Source organism: Rhizobacter sp. P5_A1 (assembly GCF_056400745.1).
In genome coordinates this window covers 101,364-121,800 of the sequence record NZ_JBFUKR010000002.1, presented here as the reverse complement: position 1 = coordinate 121,800, position 20,437 = coordinate 101,364, and the positions used below count along the sequence as shown (strand labels likewise).

The 20,437-nt window shown below is 70.1% G+C and carries 23 protein-coding genes; 5 read left to right on the top strand and 18 right to left on the bottom strand.

The window, feature by feature from the left end; all coding sequences use genetic code 11:
- Positions 1–88: 88 nt before the first annotated feature.
- The 6 genes from AC1DTW_RS02375 to fliF are packed head-to-tail and all read right to left on the bottom strand — an operon-like array spanning position 89 to position 6,736.
- Positions 89–1,345, bottom strand: coding sequence for a flagellar hook-length control protein FliK (locus tag AC1DTW_RS02375; protein ID WP_477978737.1), 1,257 nt, complete (start codon positions 1,343–1,345; stop codon positions 89–91).
- Between the two features lie 30 nt (positions 1,346–1,375).
- Positions 1,376–1,843 carry a flagellar export protein FliJ gene (gene fliJ / locus AC1DTW_RS02370; protein WP_477978735.1) on the bottom strand — a complete coding sequence of 156 codons (468 nt, stop codon included), beginning with the start codon at positions 1,841–1,843 and terminating at the stop codon, positions 1,376–1,378.
- A gap of 18 nt (positions 1,844–1,861) precedes the next feature.
- Positions 1,862–3,286, bottom strand: a complete 1,425-nt coding sequence (gene fliI / locus AC1DTW_RS02365; RefSeq protein WP_477978733.1) for a flagellar protein export ATPase FliI — start codon at positions 3,284–3,286, stop codon at positions 1,862–1,864.
- Positions 3,283–4,047, bottom strand: a complete 765-nt coding sequence (locus AC1DTW_RS02360) for a FliH/SctL family protein (protein WP_477978731.1) — start codon at positions 4,045–4,047, stop codon at positions 3,283–3,285. The genes fliI and AC1DTW_RS02360 overlap by 4 nt, the downstream gene beginning before the upstream one ends.
- Positions 4,034–5,029, bottom strand: a complete 996-nt coding sequence (gene fliG, locus AC1DTW_RS02355; RefSeq protein ID WP_477978729.1) for a flagellar motor switch protein FliG — start codon at positions 5,027–5,029, stop codon at positions 4,034–4,036. Before fliG ends, AC1DTW_RS02360 begins: the two co-directional genes overlap by 14 nt.
- A 36-nt stretch (positions 5,030–5,065) precedes the next feature.
- Complete coding sequence (gene fliF, locus AC1DTW_RS02350) at positions 5,066–6,736, bottom strand: flagellar basal-body MS-ring/collar protein FliF (protein ID WP_477978728.1); 1,671 nt, start codon at positions 6,734–6,736, stop codon at positions 5,066–5,068.
- Between the two features lie 169 nt (positions 6,737–6,905).
- On the opposite strand from fliF, the gene fliE reads away from it, so the two are divergent.
- Positions 6,906–7,229 (top strand): flagellar hook-basal body complex protein FliE, encoded by a 324-nt coding sequence (fliE, locus tag AC1DTW_RS02345; RefSeq protein ID WP_477978727.1) that lies wholly within the window; start codon positions 6,906–6,908, stop codon positions 7,227–7,229.
- Positions 7,230–7,324: 95 nt separating this feature from the next.
- On the opposite strand, the gene AC1DTW_RS02340 is transcribed toward fliE, so the two are convergent.
- Together AC1DTW_RS02340 and AC1DTW_RS02335 are read right to left on the bottom strand one after the other, a co-directional pair.
- A complete protein-coding gene (locus AC1DTW_RS02340; protein WP_477978725.1) occupies positions 7,325–7,585 on the bottom strand; it encodes a BON domain-containing protein in 261 nt (86 codons plus the stop codon).
- A gap of 20 nt (positions 7,586–7,605) precedes the next feature.
- The gene (locus AC1DTW_RS02335; RefSeq protein ID WP_477978723.1) at positions 7,606–7,806 is read right to left on the bottom strand and encodes a hypothetical protein; all 201 of its coding nucleotides are present in this window, start codon (positions 7,804–7,806) and stop codon (positions 7,606–7,608) included.
- A gap of 95 nt (positions 7,807–7,901) precedes the next feature.
- Between AC1DTW_RS02335 and AC1DTW_RS02330 the strand changes: the two genes are divergently transcribed.
- The 3 genes from AC1DTW_RS02330 to AC1DTW_RS02320 are packed head-to-tail and all read left to right on the top strand — an operon-like array spanning position 7,902 to position 10,272.
- Positions 7,902–8,834: a LysR family transcriptional regulator gene (locus AC1DTW_RS02330; protein WP_477978721.1), complete on the top strand. Its 933-nt coding sequence runs from the start codon at positions 7,902–7,904 to the stop codon at positions 8,832–8,834.
- A gap of 37 nt (positions 8,835–8,871) precedes the next feature.
- Positions 8,872–9,834, top strand: coding sequence for an MBL fold metallo-hydrolase (locus AC1DTW_RS02325; RefSeq protein ID WP_477978719.1), 963 nt, complete (start codon positions 8,872–8,874; stop codon positions 9,832–9,834).
- 9 nt (positions 9,835–9,843) lie between these two features.
- Positions 9,844–10,272: a cupin domain-containing protein gene (locus AC1DTW_RS02320; protein WP_477978717.1), complete on the top strand. Its 429-nt coding sequence runs from the start codon at positions 9,844–9,846 to the stop codon at positions 10,270–10,272.
- Between the two features lie 18 nt (positions 10,273–10,290).
- Here the strand turns inward: AC1DTW_RS02320 and AC1DTW_RS02315 are convergent, their stop codons facing one another.
- The 4 genes from AC1DTW_RS02315 to AC1DTW_RS02300 are packed head-to-tail and all read right to left on the bottom strand — an operon-like array spanning position 10,291 to position 14,230.
- Positions 10,291–11,154, bottom strand: coding sequence for an ABC transporter permease (locus AC1DTW_RS02315; RefSeq protein WP_477978715.1), 864 nt, complete (start codon positions 11,152–11,154; stop codon positions 10,291–10,293).
- A 16-nt stretch (positions 11,155–11,170) separates the two neighbouring features.
- The gene (locus AC1DTW_RS02310; RefSeq protein ID WP_477978713.1) at positions 11,171–12,052 is read right to left on the bottom strand and encodes an ABC transporter permease; all 882 of its coding nucleotides are present in this window, start codon (positions 12,050–12,052) and stop codon (positions 11,171–11,173) included.
- The gene (locus AC1DTW_RS02305; RefSeq protein ID WP_477978711.1) at positions 12,052–13,152 is read right to left on the bottom strand and encodes an ABC transporter ATP-binding protein; all 1,101 of its coding nucleotides are present in this window, start codon (positions 13,150–13,152) and stop codon (positions 12,052–12,054) included. Before AC1DTW_RS02305 ends, AC1DTW_RS02310 begins: the two co-directional genes overlap by 1 nt.
- A gap of 10 nt (positions 13,153–13,162) precedes the next feature.
- Positions 13,163–14,230 carry an extracellular solute-binding protein gene (locus AC1DTW_RS02300; RefSeq protein WP_477978709.1) on the bottom strand — a complete coding sequence of 356 codons (1,068 nt, stop codon included), beginning with the start codon at positions 14,228–14,230 and terminating at the stop codon, positions 13,163–13,165.
- A gap of 176 nt (positions 14,231–14,406) precedes the next feature.
- On the opposite strand from AC1DTW_RS02300, the gene AC1DTW_RS02295 reads away from it, so the two are divergent.
- Complete coding sequence (locus AC1DTW_RS02295; protein ID WP_477978707.1) at positions 14,407–15,462, top strand: class I SAM-dependent methyltransferase; 1,056 nt, start codon at positions 14,407–14,409, stop codon at positions 15,460–15,462.
- 20 nt (positions 15,463–15,482) lie between these two features.
- Here AC1DTW_RS02295 and AC1DTW_RS02290 read toward each other — a convergent pair whose 3' ends face one another.
- From AC1DTW_RS02290 to AC1DTW_RS02265, 6 genes are all read right to left on the bottom strand, one after another.
- Positions 15,483–15,746, bottom strand: a complete 264-nt coding sequence (locus tag AC1DTW_RS02290; RefSeq protein ID WP_477978705.1) for a hypothetical protein — start codon at positions 15,744–15,746, stop codon at positions 15,483–15,485.
- A gap of 130 nt (positions 15,747–15,876) precedes the next feature.
- Positions 15,877–16,635: a flagellar brake protein gene (locus AC1DTW_RS02285; protein WP_477978703.1), complete on the bottom strand. Its 759-nt coding sequence runs from the start codon at positions 16,633–16,635 to the stop codon at positions 15,877–15,879.
- A gap of 21 nt (positions 16,636–16,656) precedes the next feature.
- Positions 16,657–16,956, bottom strand: coding sequence for a flagellar protein FliT (locus tag AC1DTW_RS02280; RefSeq protein WP_477978701.1), 300 nt, complete (start codon positions 16,954–16,956; stop codon positions 16,657–16,659).
- Positions 16,957–17,013: 57 nt separating this feature from the next.
- Positions 17,014–17,433, bottom strand: a complete 420-nt coding sequence (gene fliS, locus AC1DTW_RS02275; RefSeq protein ID WP_477978699.1) for a flagellar export chaperone FliS — start codon at positions 17,431–17,433, stop codon at positions 17,014–17,016.
- A gap of 127 nt (positions 17,434–17,560) precedes the next feature.
- On the bottom strand, positions 17,561–19,039 hold the full coding sequence (gene fliD, locus AC1DTW_RS02270) for a flagellar filament capping protein FliD (protein ID WP_477978697.1): 1,479 nt from the start codon (positions 19,037–19,039) through the stop codon (positions 17,561–17,563).
- Positions 19,040–19,163: 124 nt separating this feature from the next.
- Positions 19,164–20,321, bottom strand: coding sequence for a flagellin (locus AC1DTW_RS02265; protein WP_477978695.1), 1,158 nt, complete (start codon positions 20,319–20,321; stop codon positions 19,164–19,166).
- Positions 20,322–20,437: the final 116 nt, after the last annotated feature.

The window sequence follows — 20,437 nt, the reverse complement described above, 5'->3', positions numbered from 1 at the left end:
CTGGCATGAAGGAAATTATCGAAACGATGCCCGCAACTTAAGCGGGGATAAGCAGGGCCTTTCGCGGCCAGTACGACGCCCCCGGGTGCTACGCGAAGAGGTCGATTCCGCCTTGTGTGACGATGCGGCGTGCGGCGGCCGTGACGCGCTTCACGTCGCCGTCGGCGACGCTGCGCGACCCGCGGGCGCGGCCGGACGTGTCGGCGTCGCCGCCATCGCCGCGGCCGCTCGCGTGCTGCGAGACGCCACCGCCGGCGAGCGTGAAGCCGGCGTCGCGCAGCGCGCTGGCGAGTTCCGGCAGGCCGGCTTCGATCGCCTGGCGCGTCGCGGCCATGTCGGCGCCGAAGTCGACGCGCGCCTGCGTGCCGTCCATCACGATCTGCACCGACACCGGCCCCATCTCGGCCGGGTTCAGGTGCAGTTCGGCGTGCTGCACGCCGTCGCGCGCGAGCACGCTCAGGCGCAGACCGAGTTCCTGCGCAAAGTCGGGCGCCGTCACCGGCGCGGCGATCGGCACCGCCACTGGGGCGGCGGCTTCGGTGCCGGCGCTCGGGGCGGGCGCCAGCGCGCCGGCGGCGGCCGCCGCAGCATCCTTGATGTTTCCGACGGCAGGGACCAGCGGCCGCACCGGCGCTTCGGCCGTTCGCTGCTCGGCGAGCACGCCGGCGAAGCGGCTCGTGCTCGCGGCGTCGGTGAGCGCGGCGCGGTCCCGTGCCGACGCCTTGTCCTTCAGGTCGGCATCGGCCTTCAGGTCGGCCGCGCGGGTGCCTTTGGCCGCGCCAGGCGCGGTGGCGCCGGCGTCGGTCTCGGTGCCGGCCGCATCGCCCGCGTCGCCGCTGCGCTCCGCCGCTGCACGCTGCAGGCCGGCGAGCCAGTGCATCACGTTCGGGTCGATCGCGGGATCGACGCCGGCGGGCTTCGCTTCTGGCACGTCTTTCGTGTCGGTGGCTTCGCTCGAATCGGTCTGCGCGGTCTGCGCGGCTTTCGTCGCTTCCGCTGCGCCGGGCTGCGCGGCCGGCCGCGCCGGCGCAGAACCATCGGCAGTGCGCGGTTTGCCCTTCGGCAAGGCGCGTGTGCGGCGGGTCGCGTCGGACTCGGACGGCGCCTCGGTTTCGTGCTCGGGTGCGGCGGCATCGTCGGAGGCGGCCGCCTCGCTCGTTGCCGGCTTCGTGTCTGCCGACACCGCGGGAATCGGTGCGGGCGCCGGCGCGGGGGCCGCCTGGGTCTGCCGCAGCAGCGAGGCAAAGCCCGCGGGGTCGGCAGTCGCGCCCGACGCGTTGCCGCTGCTCGCGCCGGCGGCGTCGGCCAGCGACGCGCGCAGCGATGAAGGATGGATCGTCAGCATGTCGGTCTTTCGATGGGGATCACACGGGCGTCACATCAGCGGCGCCGGGCGCGTGGCCCCGAGCCGGGCCCACGCGGCACGGGTCGCGGCCTCGTCGGTCTGTTTCTGGTCACGGCGATCGGCGTCGAGGCGCTGTTCGGCCAGACGGCGCTCGATCAGCTTGCGCACCGAGGCGCAGCGCAGCTCGGCATCGCGCAGCAGGCTGAGCGCGCGCTCGACCTGCTGGGCGGTGTGCTCGGCGATGCGCGCCTGCTGCTCGACGGCCTGCGTCAGGCGCTCCATGAAGCTCTGGTAGCAGTGCACCAGCTCGATCTTGCCCTCGCGGCAGAACTGCGCGCTCCAGCGCTGCTCGTACTCGCGGCGGTAGTTGCGCAGCTGCTCGGCCTGGCCCGCGGCCGCGGCGCTCGCGGCCTGCGCCCGCTGGTGCTCGGCGATCGCCGCGTCGCGCTGGCGCTCGTTCTGGCCGAGCAGGATCGTCAGTGTCTGGATGTCTGTCATTTCGGTGCTTCAGGAAACTCAGTTGCCGATCACGGCGCGCAGCTGGCGCAGGCTGGTGTCGAGTGCGGCGCTCTCGTGCATGCTTTGCTGCAGCAGTGCGACCATCGGGTCGTGCAGGCGCACCGCGGTGTCGAGCTCGGTGTCGTGGCCCGGCGAGTAGGCGCCGAGCTGGATCAGGTCGCGCGCCTTGTTGTGGCGTGCATGCAGCTGGCGGAAACGCCGCGCCGCATCGACGTGCTCGCTGCTGGCCACGCTGGTCATCACGCGCGAGACCGATTTCTCGATGTCGATCGCCGGGTAGTGGCCGGCCTCGGCGAGCTCGCGCGACAGCACGATGTGGCCGTCGAGAATGCCGCGCGCGGCATCGGCGATCGGGTCCTGCTGGTCGTCGCCTTCGCTGAGCACGGTGTAGAACGCGGTGATCGAGCCGCCGCCCTTGATGCCGTTGCCGCTGCGCTCGACGAGCTGCGGCAGCTTCGCGAAGCAGCTCGGCGGATAGCCCTTGGTGGCCGGCGGTTCGCCGATCGCGAGTGCGATCTCGCGCTGCGCCATCGCATAGCGCGTCAGCGAATCCATCAACAGCAGCACGTTCAGGCCGCGATCGCGAAAGTGCTCGGCGATCACGGTCGCGTAGTTCGCGCCCTGCATCCGAACCAGCGGTGGCGCGTCTGCCGGCGCGGCGACGACGACCGAGCGGCGCATGCCTTCGGCGCCGAGGATGTCCTCGATGAATTCCTTGACCTCGCGGCCGCGTTCGCCGATCAGGCCGACGACGATCACGTCGGCCGCGGTGTAGCGCGCCATCATCCCGAGCAGCACCGACTTGCCGACGCCGGTGCCGGCGAACAGGCCGATGCGCTGGCCGCGGCCGACGGTGAGCATCGCGTTGATCGCGCGCACGCCGGTGTCCAGCGGCGTGCGCACCGGGTCGCGGTCCATCGCGTTGATCGGGCGGCGCGTCAGCGGCTCCTTGTGCACATGATCGATCGGGCCCTTGCGGTCCATCGGGTGGCCGTGCGAATCGACGACGCGGCCGAGCAGGCCATCGCCGACCGGCAGGTGCAGCGTGCGGTCTTCGTTGCGCCGCCATGGGTGCTTCGCGGCACCGAGCTTCATCGGCACGATCGGCGAGGGCCGCGGCACGACGCGCGCACCGCTGGCCAGGCCGGCGACATCGCCGGTGGGCATCAGGTAGGCGCGGTCGCCCGAGAAGCCGACGACCTCGGCGATCACCGGGGTCTGGCCTTCCATGCGCACTTCGCAGACCGAGCCGACCGGCACGCGGATGCCGGCCGCCTCGAGCACGAGGCCGGTCACGCGCACCAGCAGGCCCTGGGTCTCGAGCGGCCGCCTGTCGGCCGAGAAGCTGCGCATGTCGGCGAGGTAGCGGCGCCATTTCTCCGCACCGGTCAGTGCGAGGATCTCCGTCTGCGCGGCGATCATGCGTTCGCGTCCGTGTCGGGTTCGGGCGCGAGCGCGTCCCAGCCTTCGTCGCAGCCGAGCGACGCGGCGGCGCGGCGCCAGCGCGCCTCGAGGCTCGCGTCGATCACGCCGATGTCGGATTCGACCAGCACGCCGCCGCGCGACATCGACGCATCGGCGAGCAGCCGCGCGCCGCGCGCCGCGAGCACGTCGGCGGCGCCCTGCGCGACCAGCGGGTGGTCGTCGGGATGCACGCGCAGCGTGATGTGCTTCGCGCTCAGCAGCAGCGTGTCGACCGCTTCCTGCGCGACGTTCGCGACCAGCGCCGGCCGGGTCGCGAGCTCGGCCCGCACGATCTGGCGCGCCAGGTGCGTCGCCGAGATCGCCAGCGTGCGCGCCATGTCCTGCTGCAGGCCGCCGAGCTCGTCGCCGAGCGACTGCAGCAGTGCGCCGATCTGCGCGGTGGTCTGCGCGGCGAAGCCCTGCTTGAAGCCGTCGAGCGCGACGAGGCCGTCGCGGTAGCCGTCCTGGTAGCCGGACTGGCGCGCGGCGCGCAGCTCGGCCGCGTGCTGCGCGGCCAGGTCGGCCTTCGGCGGCTCGTCGGCGGCGCGCTGCACGTTCGCCTGCGGCGCGGGGCCCCCGCTCAGGTCGCCGGGTTGCCAGGCGGCGAAGCCGTTCAGCTCCTCGCGCGGGATGAAGCGGGCATAGGCGCGCGCCGCATCGTTCGGCGACGGAATGTTCTTGGGACCCTTGCGCGCGTCGCGCGGATCAGAGGAAGTCATCGTCGCCCCCGCCGCCGAGCACGATCTGGCCTTCGTCGGCCAGGCGGCGAACCACCTTCAGCATTTCCTTCTGCTCGGCCTCGACCTCGGAGACGCGCACCGGGCCGCGCGATTCGAGGTCTTCGCGCAGCGTCTCGGCGGCGCGGGTCGACATGTTCTTGAACACCTTCTCGCGCATCTCCGGCGTCGCACCCTTCAGCGCGATCACCAGCGACTCGGACTGCACTTCCTTCAGCAGCGCCTGGATGCCCTTGTCGTCGATCTTCTCGAGATCGTCGAACGTGAACATATTGTCCATGATCTTCTGCGCCAGATCGTTGTCGGCTTCGCGGATGTAGTCGAGCACCGCGGTCTCGACGCTGGTACCCATCAGGTTGATCATCTCGGCCGCCGCCTTGACGCCGCCGAGCGTGCTCTTGCGCGTGCGCTCGCCACCGGCAAGCACGCGGCCCATCACCTCGTTCAGGTCTTTCAGCGCCGAGGGCTGGATGCCGTCGAGCGTGGCCACGCGCACCAGCACCTCGTTGCGCTGGCGCTCCGAGAAGGTCTTCAGCACGTCGGCGGCATGGTCGAAATCGAGGTGGACGAGGATCGCCGCGACGATCTGCGGGTGCTCGATGCGCAGCAGCTCGCCGACCGAGGTCGGGTCCATCCATTTCAGGCTCTCGATGCCGGCGGTGTCGCCGCCTTGCATGATGCGGTCGATCAGCAGGTTCGCCTTGTCGTCGCCGAGCGCCTTGCGCAGCACCGACTTGACGTACTCGTCGGTGTCGGTCACGAGCATGCTCTGCTCGGCGGCCGTGTTCGTGAACAGCTCCAGCACGTTGTCCACGCGATCGCGCGGGATCGATTTCATCTTCTGGATCGTCTCGCCCAGGCCCTGCACCTCCTTCGGGGTCAGGTGCTTGAAGACGGCCGCGGCCTCTTCCTCGCCGAGCGACATCAGCAGAATCGCTGCGTTCTCCAGGCCTGTGTCATCCACGGTGTGGCTCCCTGTGTTCTTGTGAGGGCATGCGCATCAGCTCTTGGCCGGCACGGCTTCGCCGCTGACCCAGCCGCGCACGATGCCGGCGACCGCGGCGGGGTTGTCCTTCGCGAGCGCCTTCGCGCCGGCGAGCTGCGCGACGCTGCGGGGCGCCGGCAGCGCCGGCAGGTCCTGCGGGTCGTCGACGACCGCCGTCAGCGTCGCGCCGGGCGCGCTCGGCGCCGGCTTCACGAGCGCCGCCTTCAGGGCAGGGCGCACGAGGCCGAAGAACACGAGCATCCCGATCAGCGCGAGGCCGGCCGGCACCGCGAGGCTGCGCAGCAGGTCGATCGTCTCGGGCTGCTTCCACAGCGGCACGTCGACGCGGTTGACTTGTTCGACCTTGAACGGCGCGTTGATCACCTTGACCGAGTCGCCGCGCTCCTGCTTGAAGCCGATGCTCTCGCGCACCAGCGCGGTCAGCTTCTCGATCTCTTCGGTCGACAGCGCGACCTGCGTGGTCTTGCCCTTCGCGTCGGTCACCGCGCGGTTGTTGACGACGACCGCGGCGTTCAGCCTGCGCACGTTGCCGCTGGCGTTGCGCGTGACCCGCACGGTCTTGTCGACCTCGTAGTTGGTGGTCGCGTCGCGCCGGCCGCTGGCGCCGGCCGCAGCGCCCGACTGCGCGGTCTGCAGCGGCTGCGAGGCGCCGGTCAGCGGTGCGGTCGCGGCGATCGGCGGCTGGTTCGAGGCCGCGCCCGGCGCGCCGCTGGGCTGGGCGCCGGCGCTGCCGTTCTGCTCCGAGACCTGCTGGCTGCGGATCGAGACCTGCGCCTGTGCGCCCTGGTTCGGCTTGAACTCCTCCGAGGTCGCCTCGGTCTGCGAGAAGTCGATGTCGGCGGCGACGGTCGCGCGCAGGTTGTCGCGGCCGACGATCGGCTCGAGGAGCTCGAGGATGCGCTTCGAGTAGCCGGTCTCGATCTGGTTGATGTATTGCAGCTGCTGCGCATCGAGGCCGGCCGCGGGCTGGCCGTCGCCGGCGCTGGTCAGCAGCGCGCCGCTCTGGTCGAGCACGCTGACCGCCTTCGGATCGAGTTCGGGCACGCTGCTCGAGACCAGGTGCACGATGCCGGCGACCTGCGCGCGGTCGAGCGTGCGGCCCGGGTGCAGCGTCAGCAGCACCGAGGCGCTGGGCTTCTGCTGTTCGCGGAAGAAGCCGTTCTGGTTCGGCAGCGCGAGGTGCACGCGGGCGTTCGCGACCGCAGCCATCGAGGTGATCGAGCGCGTCAGCTCGCCCTCGAGCCCGCGCTGCGCGGTCAGGCGCTCCTGGAACTGGGTCTGGCCGAAGCGTGCGCTGTCCATCAGCTCGTAGCCCGAGACCGAGCCCTTCGGCAGCCCCGCGGTCGCGAGCTTCAGGCGCAGGTCGTGCACCTGCGCCGCCGGCACCAGGATCGCCGCGCCGCCTTCGCTCATGCGGTAGGGCACGTTCATCTGCGAGAGCTGCGCGATGACGGCGCCGCCATCCTTGTCGGAGAGGTTCGCGTACAGCACCTTGAAGTCGCCCTTGCTGCTCCACAGGGTCATCGCGAGCACCACGCCGGCCAGCGCGGCGACGCCCAGCCCCATGCTGAGCTTGCTGCGCATCGGCAGCGCGGCCATGCGGCCGGCGAAGCTCGCCGGTTCGACCAGCGGCAGGTGGGGATTGATCGCGACGGCGTCGTTCATGGGGTGTCGGTCCGGTCCGGGGCAGCTGCGCCCCCAATTGAAAGCGATTGTTTGGGAACTTGACATCGACGAAAGCGGCGAACAGCCGGTCAAACCGGCGTCAGTTCGCCCCTTGGCGGCGCGGCGGAGTGCCTACGATCACGCCATCCCCTTCCTGGGAGCTCGCCCGATGAACGTCACCCTCAAACCTTTCGATTTCGCCCAGGCCGTCGCTCGCGCCGGCCTCGCGACGAACGGCCAGCCGCTGCAGAAGAGCCGGGCCACCGAAGGCGCGGGCTTTCAGCAGGCGTTGACGCAGGCGCTCGGCGCGGTCAGCCAGTCGCAGACCGACGCCAACGCGATGCAGCGTGAGGTGCAGCTCGACAACCCGACCGTCAGCATCGAGCAGACCATGGTCGCGATGCAGAAGGCGCAGATCGGGTTTCAGGCGACGCTGCAGGTGCGCAACAAGATGGTCCAGGCCTACTCGGACATCATGTCGATGCAGGTGTAGGGCCGGCGTCAGTCGCGCTCGGGCCACCCGATGGCCTGGGCCGCTGGGGCCTTGGCGTGTGCGATCAGTTGCGGAGGCCGGGTCGATCAGAGGCCTCAAGCCATCGCCTGCCACTCGCGCGCGCGGATGCGATCGTCGCGAATCGCGCGGACGCCGGCGATCGCCGCCGCGATGGCGTGGGCCGCTCGTCTCTCATGCGCGCGCGAGAACAGGCCCTGATAGATCACCACCCCGTCGGCGACGAAGACGTTCGACACGGCCGCCCGCCACCACGGCTGCTGGGCCAGCGTGGCGAGCAGGGTGCTTCGGATTTGCGCATCCGTCTGCGCACCTGGTGCGTCGTGGTGTGTCTGCATGGTTCGCTCCGTCGGGTGGCCTACGCCGGCCGGACCGTTGCGACCGCCGCCGCGCGCCGGCTTCGCCCGGTGCGCTGCGCTGCCGCGCGAATCGCGGTCACGAGAATGACGATCGGCAGCGCAGCCACCAGGCTGCGGAGTTCCTTCGTTCGAAGACCTTGCGTTCCCATTGCTTGCTGCTCCTGTTGACTCGCCGCGCGGTGCGCGAATTCGGTGAGCAAATCTTCGGCGGGGTCTAAAACTAAGTAAAGCGAGTTTCAATGGCAATTGAGAGCAAGAATATTGCATTGAAACGATCGACGACGCCGCGAACCCCATGGACATCACACTCGCCAGAACCTTCCTCGACATCGTCGCGGCCGGCAGCTTCCTGCGCGCGGCCGATCGCCTTCATGTCACGCAGACCGCGGTCAGCGCGCGCGTGCGGGCGCTCGAGCAGCAGGTCGGCGCGCGCCTGTTCGTGCGCAACAAGGCCGGCGCCTCACTGACGCCGGCGGGCGAGCAGTTCGTCCGCTACGCCTCGATGCTCGTGCAGGTGTGGGAGCGCGCGCGCCACCAGGTGGCCGTGCCGCCCGGGCGACGCTCGGTGCTGACGATGGGCTGCGAAATGAGCCTGTGGGATCCGCTGCTGCTCGACTGGTTGATGTGGATGCGCACCGAGGCGCCGCAGCTCGCGCTGCGCACCGAGGTCGGCTTCCCGTCGGAGCTGATCGATCGGGTGGCGTCCGGCATGCTCGACATCGCGGTCGTCTATGCGCCGCAGCAACGACCGGGTCTGCGCATCGAACTGCTGATCGAGGAGAAGCTGGTGCTGGTCACGACGCACCAGCGCCGCAACGCGCCCGACCCGAAGGACTACGTGTATGTCGATTGGGGCCCCGAGTTCGCGGCGCAGCACAGCCTCGCGTTTCCGGAGCTCGGCAACGCCGGCGTGATCGCCGGCCTCGGGCCCCTGGGCCGCGAGTACGTGCTCGCGGCCGGCGGCTCCGGGTACTTCCGCCTTGCGGTGGTGCGCCACCATCTCGAGAGCGGCAAGCTGCGGCGCGTGCCCGGGGCGCCGGAGTTCCTGTACCCGGCGTACGCGGTGTTCGCGAGCGGCGCCGATCCGACGGTCATCGAACCGGCGCTCGAAGGGTTGAGACATGCCGCACGCTCCATGCCGTCCCTGGCCCCGACCAGCCGGCGCCGAAGTGCCTCGGGCCGTTCGCCGACGCCGATCGTGCCGCGCGGCCGATCGCCGGCAAAATGAGCGCGCCGCCAATCAGCGCTGCCACCGTCGACAACCCATGAAGCCCTTCCGCATCGCCGCACTGCGCGTCGTCGCCCTCGCTCTCGCGCTCGGCGCCGCGGCTTCGCTGCACGCGGCCGACGCGCGCCCCGAGAGCCCCGGCTGGTACAGCACGAAGATCGGCCGCTTCACCGTGACCGCGCTTTGGGACGGCACGCTCGAGATGCCGGTCGACGAGGTGTTCGCGCGGCCCGGCCCGGCGCAACTGAAGACGCTGCGCGCACGGTCCTATCTGCCGGCGACGATGCCGATGTCGGTCAACGCCTTCGTCGTCGACACCGGGCAGCGCATCGTGATGATCGATACCGGCACCGGTGCGTCGCGCATGTTCGGCGACGGGCTGGGCAAGGCGCAGGCCAACCTGCGCGCCGCGGGCTACACGCCCGAGCAGATCGACGAGATCTACCTCACCCACCTGCACACCGACCACGTCGGCGGGCTGACCGTCGACGGCCGCGCGGTGTTTCCGAAGGCGGTGGTGCGCGCCGATGTGCACGAGGCGGACCACTACCTGAGCCGCGCGAAGCTGGCCGCCGCCGGAGCCGCGAAGGAAGACTTCGAGAGCGCGATCGCGATGCTCGAGCCCTACGTCAGCAGCGGCCGCTTCCGGCCCTTCGACGGCCGCAGCGAGCTCGTCGCCGGCGTGCGTGCGCTGCCGGCGCCGGGCCATACGCCTGGCCACACGGTCTACGTGGTCGAGAGCGACGGCGAGAAGCTGGTGCTGTGGGGTGACCTGATGCACGTGGCCGCGGTGCAGTTTCCGCTGCCGGCCGCGACGGTCTCGTTCGATGCGGTGCCGGCGCAGGCCGCGGCCAGCCGTGCACGCGTCTACCGCGAGGCCGCGCGCGAGGGCGTGTGGATCGCCGCCGCGCACATCGGTTTTCCCGGCATCGGGAAGATCCGCTCGAATCCCGACGGCGGCTACACCTGGGTGCCGATCTCGATGGTGCGCGGGCACTGAGCGTCGAGGATGGGCGAAGTCGACGACCTGATCGCGCGCCTCGCGCTCATGCCGCATCCCGAAGGCGGCTGGTACCGCGAGACCTGGCGCGCGGCACCGATCGCCGGCGCCGAACGCGGCGCCGGCACCTCGATCCTGTTCCTGCTCGAAGCCGGGCAGCGCTCGCACTGGCACCGCGTCGACGCCACCGAGCTGTGGATCTTCCAGGCCGGTACCGCGCTGACGCTGAGCATCGCGCAGGGCACGCGGATCGAGTCGTTCCGGCTCGGGGTCGATGTCGCCGCCGGCGACCGGCCGCAGCAGGTCGTCGAGCCGCACCGGTGGCAGTCCGCGCAGGCCGGCAACGGCTGGTGCCTGGTCGCGTGCGTGGTCGCGCCGGCGTTCCGCTTCGAGGGCTTCGAGCTCGCGCCGGCGGGCTGGGCGCCGGACCGGCCCTGACGCGCAACGACCGCGCGATCAGCCGGCGCCGTCGCGCCGCCGCGCGCCGCGCATCAACAGCAGCGCCAGCAGGCCGGAGGCCAGCATCAGGAACAGGCTCACCGCGTTCAGCACCGGGCTCGCGCCCTCGCGCATGCGGCCGTACATCAGCACCGTCAGCGGCGGGTCCGAGCCGACGAGCATCAGGGTCGTGTTGAAGTTCTCGAACGACATCAGGAACGAGATCACCGCGGCGCCGATCAGCGCGGGCTTCAGGTACGGCAAGGTGATCGTCGCGAACACCGCCGCGCGCGACGCGCCGAGGTTGTAGGCGGCGTCCTCGAGGCTGGTGTCGAAGCGCCGCAGGCGCGCGCCGATCGTCAGTGTCGCGATCGAGACGATGTAGGCGAACTGGCCGGCGACGACCAGCGGCAGGCCCGGCCGCAGGGCGTCGAGCTCCCAGCCGAGCACATCGTCGGCGAACTGCGCAATGCGGCTCGCGAACGCGAGGATCGAGATGCCGAGGATCACGCCCGGGATCACCAGCGGCGCGAGCATCAGCAGCGACAGCGCCGCCTTGGCGCGGAACTGCGCGCGCTCGATCAGGAACGCGTTCGCGGTGCCGACGAGCACCGCCAGGCCCGTGACCCACGCGGCCACCAGCGTGCTGGTCCACAGGCTGCGCAGCAGCGGGCCGTCGCCGAACAGCCCCGTGCGACCGCGCGCGTTGCCGACGAACCAGTCGAACGTGAAGCCGCGCCACGGTGGCGCGGGGTAGGGCGCATCGTTGAACGCGAACACCGCGACCACCGCGAGCGGCAGGAACAGGAACGCGAAGAACGCCAACGCGTACAGCGTGGTGCTCGCGCGCAGCCAGCGCGGGCGGGGCAGCGACGGGATCATGTCGAGCGCGGCGCCTTCATGCTCTCCGCATCGCCTCGCCGAAGCGCTGGCCAGCGAGCTTGAGCCCAAGCCACACGATCGCGGTCGACAAGCCGAGCAGCAGGAAGCCGAACGCCGCGCCCTGTTCCCAGTTGAAGCGCGTGATGAACTGCGTGTAGATCTGCTCGGTGAACCAGAGCGAGTTCTTGCCGCCGAGCAGCGTCGGCGTCAGGTAGTTGCCGAGCGTCAGCATGAACACGACGATGCAGCCGGCGGTGATGCCGGGCGCGGCGTGCGGGATGACGATCTGCCGCAGGATGCTCCAGCCGTTGCCGCCGAGGTCGTAGGCGGCCTCGATCAATGCATCGTCGAGCGATTCGAGCGCGCCGATCAGCGGCACGACCATGAACAGCAGTGAGGTGTAGACCAGGCCGACGAGGATCGTCGCGTCGCGGTACAGCAGCTCGACCGGCTGCGCGGTCAGCCCCATCGCGACGAGCAGCTGCGGCAGCACTCCCGACTCGCGCAGCAGGATCATCCAGCCCAGCGTGCGCACCGTCTCGCTGACCCAGAACGGGATCAGGCACAGCACGAAGAGCAGCGACTTCGCGCGGCCGCGCGCGAGCTTCGCGATCGTCCACGCGATCGGGAACGCGAGCAGCAGCGTCAGCGCCGTGGCGACGATCGCCATCACCGCGGTGCGCACGAAGGTGTGCCAGTACAGCGGCTCCTCGAAGAAGGTGCGGTACTGCGCGAGGCTCGCCTCGTACTGGCGCGGCGCGGTGCGCGCACGCAGCGAGAGCACGCCGAGCTCGAGATGCGGCAGCACGATCAGCCCGACCAGCCACAGCAGCGCCGGCGCGAGCAGCAGCCCCAGCGCGAGGCGCTTCGATGCGGCGGCGCGGTGCAGCGTCGGCATCAGCCGCTCGCGGCCGATGCGAAGCAGACGGCGCGCTGCGGATCGAACCCGAAGCTGACGATCTCGCCGACGCGCAGGTCCGAGAGCTGGCCGGTCTGCGGCAGCGCGACGCGAAACTCGAGCCCGGTGCCGGCCTCGCGCAACAGCACCGCGGAATTCGCGCCGTCGAACAGCAGGCTCTCGACCTGCGCGGCAAACCGCGGCTGCGCATCGCCGAGCTCGGCCGGGTCGCGCGCGAGGTTCGCGACCTCGGGCCGCACGAAGGCCTCGACCGCATCGCCGACCGCGACCGCGCCGCTGCGCCGCGCGAACAGGTACAGGCCCTCGGGCGTGACGAGCTCGACCGCGTCGCCGGCGACGCCGGTCGCCCGGCCCTTGACGCGGTTGTTCGCGCCGACGAAGCCGGCGACGAACGGCGTCTGCGGCGCGTAGTACAGCTGCTGCGGCGTGCCGATCTGCTCGAAGCGCCCGGCGTTCATCACCGCCACGTGGTCGGAGAGCACCAGTGCTTCCGACTGGTCGTGCGTGATGTAGACGAAGGTCGTGCCGAACGCGGCCTGCAGCTGCTTCAGCTCGATCTTCATGTGCTCGCGCAGCTTCAGGTCGAGCGCGCCGAGCGGCTCGTCGAGCAGCAGCAGCGTGGGTTCGAGCACGAGGCTGCGCGCGATCGCGACACGCTGCTTCTGGCCGCCCGAGAGTTCGTCGATGCGCTTGTGCTGCGCCCCCGCGAGGCCGACGCGTTCGAGCATCGCGCCGACCTTCTGCGCGATCAGCGCCTTCGGCAGCGCGCGCCGCGCGAGGCCGTAGCCGACGTTCTCGGCGACCGACATCATCGGGAACAGCGCGAGGTGCTGGAACACCATGTTGACCGGGCGCCGATTCGGCGCGACGCCCTGCATCGGCTGCCCGCCGATGCGGATCTCGCCGGCATCCGCCGCGATGAACCCGGCGATCAGCCGCAGCAGCGTCGTCTTGCCGCAGCCCGAGGGCCCGAGGATCGAGAAGAAGCTGCCGCGCTCGACACCGAACGAGAGCGCGTCGACGGCCTTGTGCGCGGCGTAATGCTTCGCGACCCGGATCGCTTCGAGGTCGAGCTGCATCGGGGCGGCGTCAGTTCGCCGCCTTGACCCGATCCAGCACGCGCCCTTCGATCTCCTCGATGCCGGCCGGCACGGCCGGATACCAGCGCACGTTCTCGAGCGCCGCCTTCGGGAAGCTCGCGGCGAACTGTGCCTTCAGCTTCTCCTCCATCAGCCGGTCGGCCCCTTGCGACGCGGTGAAGTTGCCGGCCGAGGCGGCGACCTTCGCGGCGATCTCGGGGCGCATGTTGAAGTTGATCCAGGCATAGGCGGCGGCGTCGGCGCGGCCCTTCGCGGGCAGCGCGAAGGTGTCGATCCAGCCCATCGCGCCGGATTTCGGCGCGATGAACTGGATCTCGGCGTTGTCGCGGTTCAGCTTCCAGCCGCCGGTGTCCCACATCATCGCGCCGACGACCTCGCCGGCGCGCATGCCGTTCAGCAGCTGGTCCTTGTTGTCCCAGAAGAACTTCAGGTTGCCCTTGCAGGCCGCGAGCGTCTTGCCGACCTCGTCCATCAGCGCGGCGTAGGCCTTCGGGTCGCCGTAGAGCGCGAACGGGTCCTTGCCGGCCGCGAACGCGAACGCCAGCAGGGTCGGTCGCTTCAGGCGCACGGCGGTCTTGCCCTTGTAGTCGGTCTTGCACAGGTCCGGGTAGTCGCTCATCTTCGCGAGCTTGGTGTTGACGACCAGGCCGTCGGTGCCCCAGATGTGCGGCAGGCCGTAGACCTTGCCGGCGAGCGTGGTGTTCTTCTTCGTCGCCTCGAGCATCGCCGGGATGAACAGCTCGGACTTGACCTTCGCCAGGTCGATCGGCTTGTAGATGCCGAACTCCTGCTGCGGGCCGGTGATGCGGTCCTGCGAGGGCTGCGCGAGGTCGAAGCCGGCGCCGCCGGTGGCGCGCAGTTTCGAGATCATCTCCTCGTTGTTCGACAGCGTGATCTCGACGTCGATCCCGGTTTCCTTCTTGAACTGCGCGACCACCTCGGGGGGCACGTAGTCGGCCCAGGTGATCAGGCGCAGCTTGTTTTCCTGCGCGAAGGCCGGCACGGCGAGCGCGGCACCGAGGACGAGCGTCGCGGCGAGGGCGGATCTGAGCTTCATGCGGTGGTCTCCTGATGTCCCTCGAGCCAGAGGGCGGGCGTCGGGTGCGCGAAGCATACCCGGCCGAAGCCGCGCTTCGCAGCGCCGCAACGGCGGCGTAAGCTTGCGCTGCATGCCTGCCGCGGACAGTGGCGCGTCGCCGATCGGCGACGCCCGAACCCCTTCAGGAGATCGACATGGCCATCGACGAGTCGAAGCTGAATGAATTCATGGGCCACTTCGTGCACGACATCGGCGCCGTGATGCATGCCGCGACCGTCGTCGTCGGCGACAAGCTCGGCCTGTACAAGGCGCTCGCCGAGTCGCCCGCCAGCGCCGAGGACCTGGCGCGCCGCACCGAGACCGACCCGCGCTACCTGCGCGAATGGCTGTCGAGCCAGGCCGCGAGCGGCTACGTGCAATATGACGCGGCGAACGACCGCTTCAGCATGAGCGAGGAGCAGGCCTTCGCGCTGGCGGTCGAGGGCAGCCCGGCGTTCATCCCCGGCGCGTTCCAGATCGCGGTGGCGCAGTTCAAGGCGATCCCGAAGGTGATGCAGGCCTTTCGCACCGGGCTGGGCCTGGGCTGGCACGAGCACGACGCGGCGCTGTTCCATGGCACCGAGCGCTTCTTCCGCCCCGCCTACGCCGCCAACCTGGTGAGCCAATGGCTGCCGGCGCTCGACGGCGTCGAGGCGCGCCTGAGGGCCGGCGCCAGCGTTGCCGATGTCGGCTGCGGCCACGGCGCCTCGACGATCATCATGGCGCAGGCCTATCCGAACTCGCGGTTCGTCGGCTTCGACTACCACGAGCCCTCGATCACGCATGCGCGCGAGGCGGCGGCCGCGGCCGGTGTCGGCGACCGCTGCCGCTTCGAGGTCGCGAGCGCCAAGACCTATCCCGGCAACGACTACGACCTCGTCACGGTGTTCGATTGTTTGCACGACATGGGCGACCCGGTCGGCGTGTCGCGCCATGTGCGGCAGAGCCTGCGCAAGGACGGCAGCTGGATGATCGTCGAGCCCTTTGCGAACGATCGGCTCGAGGACAACCTGAACCCGGTCGGGCGCGTCTACTACTCGGCCTCGACCTTCATCTGCACGCCGGCCTCGCGCTCGCAGGAGGTCGGGCTGTGCCTGGGGGCGCAGGCCGGCGAGGCGCGGCTGCGCGATGTCGTGACCGACGGGGGCTTCACGTCGTTCCGGCGCGCCGCGCAGACACCGTTCAACCTGGTGTTCGAGGCGCGCGCCTGAGCGGCAGCCTCAGGGTGACGTCACGCCGATTTGTCGACGTGGTCGCCCAGGATAGGCGCCGGCGCGAACGCCGGGCGCTGCCGGGCTGCCGATTCGAGTTGCTGCGAGAGCCGGCTCAGCCACGGGAAGCGTGGCGGCAGCGGCTGTTGGGTGACCTGGTCGATCTCGACCTCGGGCGCTGCGCTCGCCGAGAGCGCGCCCGGCGCCGGGGTGGTGGTCGCGGCCGGCGTGTCCGCGATCGTCGCCGGGACACGGGCGATGCCGGTGATGCCGGTGATGCTCATGAATGCGCTCCTTGCTCCCGCCCAAGAATGGCTGGTCAAGGGTCTATCGGCAGCGCCCGGAAAAACCTGAGGGCCGATCTGCGGAAAAGTTCGCGAAATCCGGCGCTGTTCGATCGATGGCGACGAATTCTCAGCCGACCGACAGCAGGTTGCCGCGCTTCTGCGTCAGGTCGATGAAGCGCTGCAGCGCACGCAGCGCGTTCGCGTCGGCGCGCACGAACTCGCAGCCCAGCCGCACCCCGTGCGACTCGTTGTTCAGCGAGGTCACGTGCTGCAGCCGCAGGTTGACGTGGAAACGGGTGTCGGCATCGAGATCGATCTGCACCTGGTTGATGACCCCGCCGACCTGCATCGGCGGCACGTCGTCGGGCAGGAACAGCGCGCAGCCGCCGATGCTGACGTCGAGCACGCGCAGGGTCAGCTGCATCTCGGCGATGTCGGTGTGGCGCACCCGCGCGACCGGCATGCTGCGCAGCAGCGGCCGCACGCGGTAGGCGTTGCGGCGCTGGAAGCGGAACAGCTCGCGCGGGTAGTTGCAGCTCAGCACGCAGGCGCGCGGGCCGCGCACCAGCACGAGGTTGTGGATGTCGAACTGGAGCTTGACGCTGTCGAGATAGCCGACGACGACGACGTCCTGGCACTCCATCAGCGCATGCAGCGCCGGATCGCTCGGGTCGACGTTGAAGCCGAGTCCGCCGCGTTCGGCGTCCATCGTCCAGATGGTCGCGCTGACGACGCTGCCGTCGCTGGCGTTCAGGTTCAGCTGCACGCTGCCGTCACAGAGCTGGCGCAGCATCGCGGCGATCTCGCGCGGCGCGCTCAGGCGGAACTCGTCCAACCCGCCGGGCGCAGCGCCCAGCGCGTCGAGCGGCATCGGCATCGTCTCCATCGCGGGAACGCTCCGGTCGCTCTAGTGGATGGTCTGCGGGCGGCCGGCAAGCAGGTGGTCGAGGTCTTCGAGCCAAGGCTCGGCGAGCTGGCGGATCTCGGCGTCGTTGACCAGGATGCGCTGCATGATGCGCGACTTGAACTGCGCCTCCTGCTCGCCCAGCGGGTTCGCCGCGGCGCCCTGCTTCAGCTGCGAAATCAGCAGCGCGCAGGCGCCTTCGAGTTTCAGGACCTGATCCCAGTTGCCGCTGCGGGCGGCGTCCAGCATGTCCTGGCTGGCCTTTTCGATGGCCTGGTAGTAGTTCAGCAGGGGCGTGTTCATGGCGTCACTCGGCTCGATGTTCCGGGGCGGGGTGGGGCAGATGCGCATGTGCGGCCTTCAGGCGGGAGCCCGCTCGGCGATGGCGGACCAGCCGCTGCGCAGCGGCTCGATCAGCGCGACGCATTCGGCCAGCGCGGCGTCGTCGTTGCGGGCATTCGCATGGACGAGGCGCAGCATGATGTATTCGTAGAGGCGGCGCAGGTCGGCGGCGATGGCACCGCCCTCGGCCATGTTCAGGCCGCCATTCAGACCTTCGTCGACGATGCGGCCGGCACGCGAGATCGCGCGTCCCTTGCGGGCGATGTCGCCGCTGCGCAGCGCACCGCGCGCCTCCGCCAGCATCTCGAGCAGGCCGTCGAACAGCATGCCGACCAGCTCGTGAGGCGAGGCGTTGTCCACACCCGTGGTCACGTGCACCTGCTGGTACGCGGTGGCCTGGCTGCGGAAGGCACTCGGGGAGACGGCGGATGCGAACATGGCGGGCGGTCTTTCTGGGTGGCGATGATGTCTTGTTATCGGTCGCACCGCGGTGCGCTTGAGTGTCGTCGCAGCGTGTGGCCCACACGGCGAGAGGGCGTGCATCGAAGCGCCGCCTGCCGGGCGCTCAGTTGTTCGAGTTCGCGTTCGTCTTGTTCCAGTTCGCGATCTGCTGGGTCATGTAGGTGCTCAGCGTGTTCAGCGTCGCCATCTTCGTGTCGAGCGCGGTGTACTGCGCGCGCATGCGCGCCTCGACGGCGGCGAGCCGGTCGGTCATCGCGTCCTGGCTCTTCTGGTTCGTCTTCAGGCTCGTGTTCAGGCCCTCGGTGCGGGTCGTCAGCAGGCCATCGCTGTTGACCAGCGAGTCGCTCAGCACGCGCAGGCGGCGCACGATGCCGTCGTTCGCCGGGTTGGTGGTGTCGCTGTTCGCGAACAGCTTCTTCAACTCCGGCAGCTTGCCCATCGCGCTCGTCAGCTTGGCGTCGTTGATCTTCAGCGTGCCGTCGGCCTGCGTCTCGAGCCCGGCCTGCGACAGCGTCGTGAACACGGTCGATGCGCCCGACGAGGCGCCCAGCAGGTTGCGCAGCTGGCGCTGCAGCGTCACTGCGGTGCTGTCGCCTTGCAGCACGCCGGCGGTGGACGTCCCGCTGTCGTACTTGGTGTCGGTCGTCAGCAGCGTCGCAAGCGCGTTGTACGCGGTGACGAAACCCTGGATCGCGGTCTTGGTCGCGGTCGTGTCCTGCGCGACGCTGATCTGCACCGGTGTGCTGCTGACCTTGAACAGGTTCAGCGTCACGCCCTGGATCATGTCGGCCAGGCTGTTGGTCGCCGAGCTGACTGCGAGGCCGTTGATCGTCGCCGCCGCGTTGGCCGCCGACTGCGTCAGCGTCGTGCCGGTGCTGTTCGGCGGGTCGTAGGCGAGTGCCGCGAGGTTGCCGCTGGCGCCGTTCGCGGCGGTGATCTGGAACCCGTTGGCGGCCCCCGTGGCGCTGGAGTTCAGCACCAGTCGGGCCCCGCTGGTGTCGGTCAGGATCGAGGCCGAGACGCCCGCGCCGGCGGCGTTGATCTTGTCGCGCAGCGTGGCCAGCGTGTCGGTGTCGGTGACGACGATGTCCAGGCCGGTCGTGCCCGATGCGGCGGTGAACGTCGAGGCCGGTGTGGTGGCCGGCGGCACGGGTGCGGCCGACCATTGCCCGAGGTTGATGTGCAGCGTGCCCGAGCCGACCGTGCTCGAGCTCGCGGTGAAAGCGGTGCTGGCGACGGATTGCGTCGTCGCGAGCGCCTGCACTGTCACGGCGTAGCTGCCGGCCACCGCGCTGGTGGTCGACGACACGCCGACGCTGCCGGCATCGCTCGAGGTGCCGGCGGTGCCGGACCAGGTGCTCGGGTTCGTCAGCGCGAGGGCGGCGTCGCGGAACGCCGAGACGCTCGACTGCAGCCCGCCGAAGGCCGAGATCTTGGTCTGGATCGTCGTCGCGGTGTTCTGCAGCAGCTTCAGCGGCTGCTGCTCGATCGCCATCAGCTTGGTGACGATGGTCTCGACGTCCAGCCCGCTGCCGATGCCGGCGGAGCTGATCGTTCCGGTGCTGCTGATGGAGGAGGTCATGCGAACTGCCTTTCAACGAGGGGCGCGCGCCCCAAAAGCGAACGCGGGATACCCGTTCCGGTGGACCGGGTATCCCGTTGTCGGCCGGTTGGCCGCGGACTTGAGGCCGGCGCGCGCCGGGCCATCAGCCCTTCAGCAGCGACAGCACCTGCTGGGGCAGCTGGTTGGCCTGCGCGACCATCGCGGTGCCGGCCTGCTGCAGGATCTGGGCGCGCGACATGTTGGCAGTTTCCGCCGCGAAGTCGGCGTCGACGATGCGGCCGCGCGCCGCCGAGGTGTTCTCGGTCTGGATCGCGATGTTGCTGACGGCCGTCTCGAACCGGGTCTGCAGCGCGCCGAGGTCGGCACGCGAGGAGTTGACCTGGTCGAGCGCCTTGTCGATCTGCACCAGCGCGGTCTGGGCGCCGTTGAAGCCGGAGATGTCCAGGCCGGCGATGCCGGTCGTGGGCGTGGCGACCACGGTGCCGGTGGTGTTGTCGAAGCCGGCGACGGTGGCGTCGTCGAGCGCGCCGGTCGTCGTGATGTTGCCGGCGTTGCTGCGCAGGCTGATCGTGCCGGTGCCGGCGTCGTACGACGCACTGACGTTCGTCTGCGACGAGACCTTGTTGATCGCGCTGACCATCTGGTTGGCGCGCTCCAGCGGGCTGCCCGCGGCCGTCACGGCACCGATGTCGACACCGTTGATCAGCACGTCGCCGGCGGCGATCGCGGTGGCGTAGCCGGTCACGCCGGTGGCAGGCGCCGACGCGGTGGAGATGTTGGTCGTGCCGCCGAGCACGGCCAGCGAAGCGTCGGCGATGCTGTTGACGCCGATGGTCTCGCCGGCATTGGCGCCGACCTGGAACAGCGCGGCGCTGAAGCTGCCGTCGAGCAGCTTGGTGCTGTTGAACGTCGTCTGCGCGGCGACGCGGGCGATTTCCGACTTCAAGGCGCTGACTTCGGTGTTCAGCGCATCGCGGTCGCTCTGGCTGTTCGTCGCGTTGGACGCCTGCACCGCCAGTTCACGCATGCGCTGCAGCATGTCGCCGACCTTGCCGAGCGCGCCTTCGGCGGTCTGCGCCAGCGAGATGCCGTCGTTGGCGTTGCGGCCGGCGACCGTCAGGCCGCGGATCTGCGTGTTCATGCGTTCGGCGATCGCCAGGCCGGCGGCGTCGTCCTTCGCGGAGTTGACGCGCAGGCCGGAAGACAGGCGCTGCATCGAGGTCGACAGCGAGCCCTGGCTCATGCTCAGGTTGCGCTGCGCCGTCAGCGAGTTCATGTTCGTGTTGATCGTCAGAGGCATTTCAGGGACTCCTTGTGGATGATGATTCCCGGCGAAAGTGCCGGCATTGCGGGGCTGCCTGTCCGCGGGGTGTCACCCCCGCCGCGCTGCGGCCTTCAAAGCCCGGCACGTATCAC

Coding starts and splice junctions, on each gene's coding strand:
- AC1DTW_RS02280 (WP_477978701.1), bottom strand. CDS start 16,956: ATGAACACGCCCCTGCTGAACTACTACCAGGCCATCGAAAAGGCCAGC.
- fliJ (WP_477978735.1), bottom strand. CDS start 1,843: ATGACAGACATCCAGACACTGACGATCCTGCTCGGCCAGAACGAGCGC.
- fliD (WP_477978697.1), bottom strand. CDS start 19,039: ATGACCTCCTCCATCAGCAGCACCGGAACGATCAGCTCCGCCGGCATC.
- AC1DTW_RS02290 (WP_477978705.1), bottom strand. CDS start 15,746: ATGAGCATCACCGGCATCACCGGCATCGCCCGTGTCCCGGCGACGATC.
- AC1DTW_RS02310 (WP_477978713.1), bottom strand. CDS start 12,052: ATGCCGACGCTGCACCGCGCCGCCGCATCGAAGCGCCTCGCGCTGGGG.
- AC1DTW_RS02295 (WP_477978707.1), top strand. CDS start 14,407: ATGGCCATCGACGAGTCGAAGCTGAATGAATTCATGGGCCACTTCGTG.
- AC1DTW_RS02330 (WP_477978721.1), top strand. CDS start 7,902: ATGGACATCACACTCGCCAGAACCTTCCTCGACATCGTCGCGGCCGGC.
- AC1DTW_RS02325 (WP_477978719.1), top strand. CDS start 8,872: ATGAAGCCCTTCCGCATCGCCGCACTGCGCGTCGTCGCCCTCGCTCTC.
- AC1DTW_RS02300 (WP_477978709.1), bottom strand. CDS start 14,230: ATGAAGCTCAGATCCGCCCTCGCCGCGACGCTCGTCCTCGGTGCCGCG.
- AC1DTW_RS02320 (WP_477978717.1), top strand. CDS start 9,844: ATGGGCGAAGTCGACGACCTGATCGCGCGCCTCGCGCTCATGCCGCAT.
- AC1DTW_RS02340 (WP_477978725.1), bottom strand. CDS start 7,585: ATGCAGACACACCACGACGCACCAGGTGCGCAGACGGATGCGCAAATC.
- fliS (WP_477978699.1), bottom strand. CDS start 17,433: ATGTTCGCATCCGCCGTCTCCCCGAGTGCCTTCCGCAGCCAGGCCACC.
- AC1DTW_RS02285 (WP_477978703.1), bottom strand. CDS start 16,635: ATGGAGACGATGCCGATGCCGCTCGACGCGCTGGGCGCTGCGCCCGGC.
- AC1DTW_RS02265 (WP_477978695.1), bottom strand. CDS start 20,321: ATGCCTCTGACGATCAACACGAACATGAACTCGCTGACGGCGCAGCGC.
- AC1DTW_RS02315 (WP_477978715.1), bottom strand. CDS start 11,154: ATGATCCCGTCGCTGCCCCGCCCGCGCTGGCTGCGCGCGAGCACCACG.
- AC1DTW_RS02375 (WP_477978737.1), bottom strand. CDS start 1,345: ATGCTGACGATCCATCCTTCATCGCTGCGCGCGTCGCTGGCCGACGCC.
- fliF (WP_477978728.1), bottom strand. CDS start 6,736: ATGAACGACGCCGTCGCGATCAATCCCCACCTGCCGCTGGTCGAACCG.
- fliE (WP_477978727.1), top strand. CDS start 6,906: ATGAACGTCACCCTCAAACCTTTCGATTTCGCCCAGGCCGTCGCTCGC.
- AC1DTW_RS02305 (WP_477978711.1), bottom strand. CDS start 13,152: ATGCAGCTCGACCTCGAAGCGATCCGGGTCGCGAAGCATTACGCCGCG.
- AC1DTW_RS02360 (WP_477978731.1), bottom strand. CDS start 4,047: ATGACTTCCTCTGATCCGCGCGACGCGCGCAAGGGTCCCAAGAACATT.
- fliI (WP_477978733.1), bottom strand. CDS start 3,286: ATGATCGCCGCGCAGACGGAGATCCTCGCACTGACCGGTGCGGAGAAA.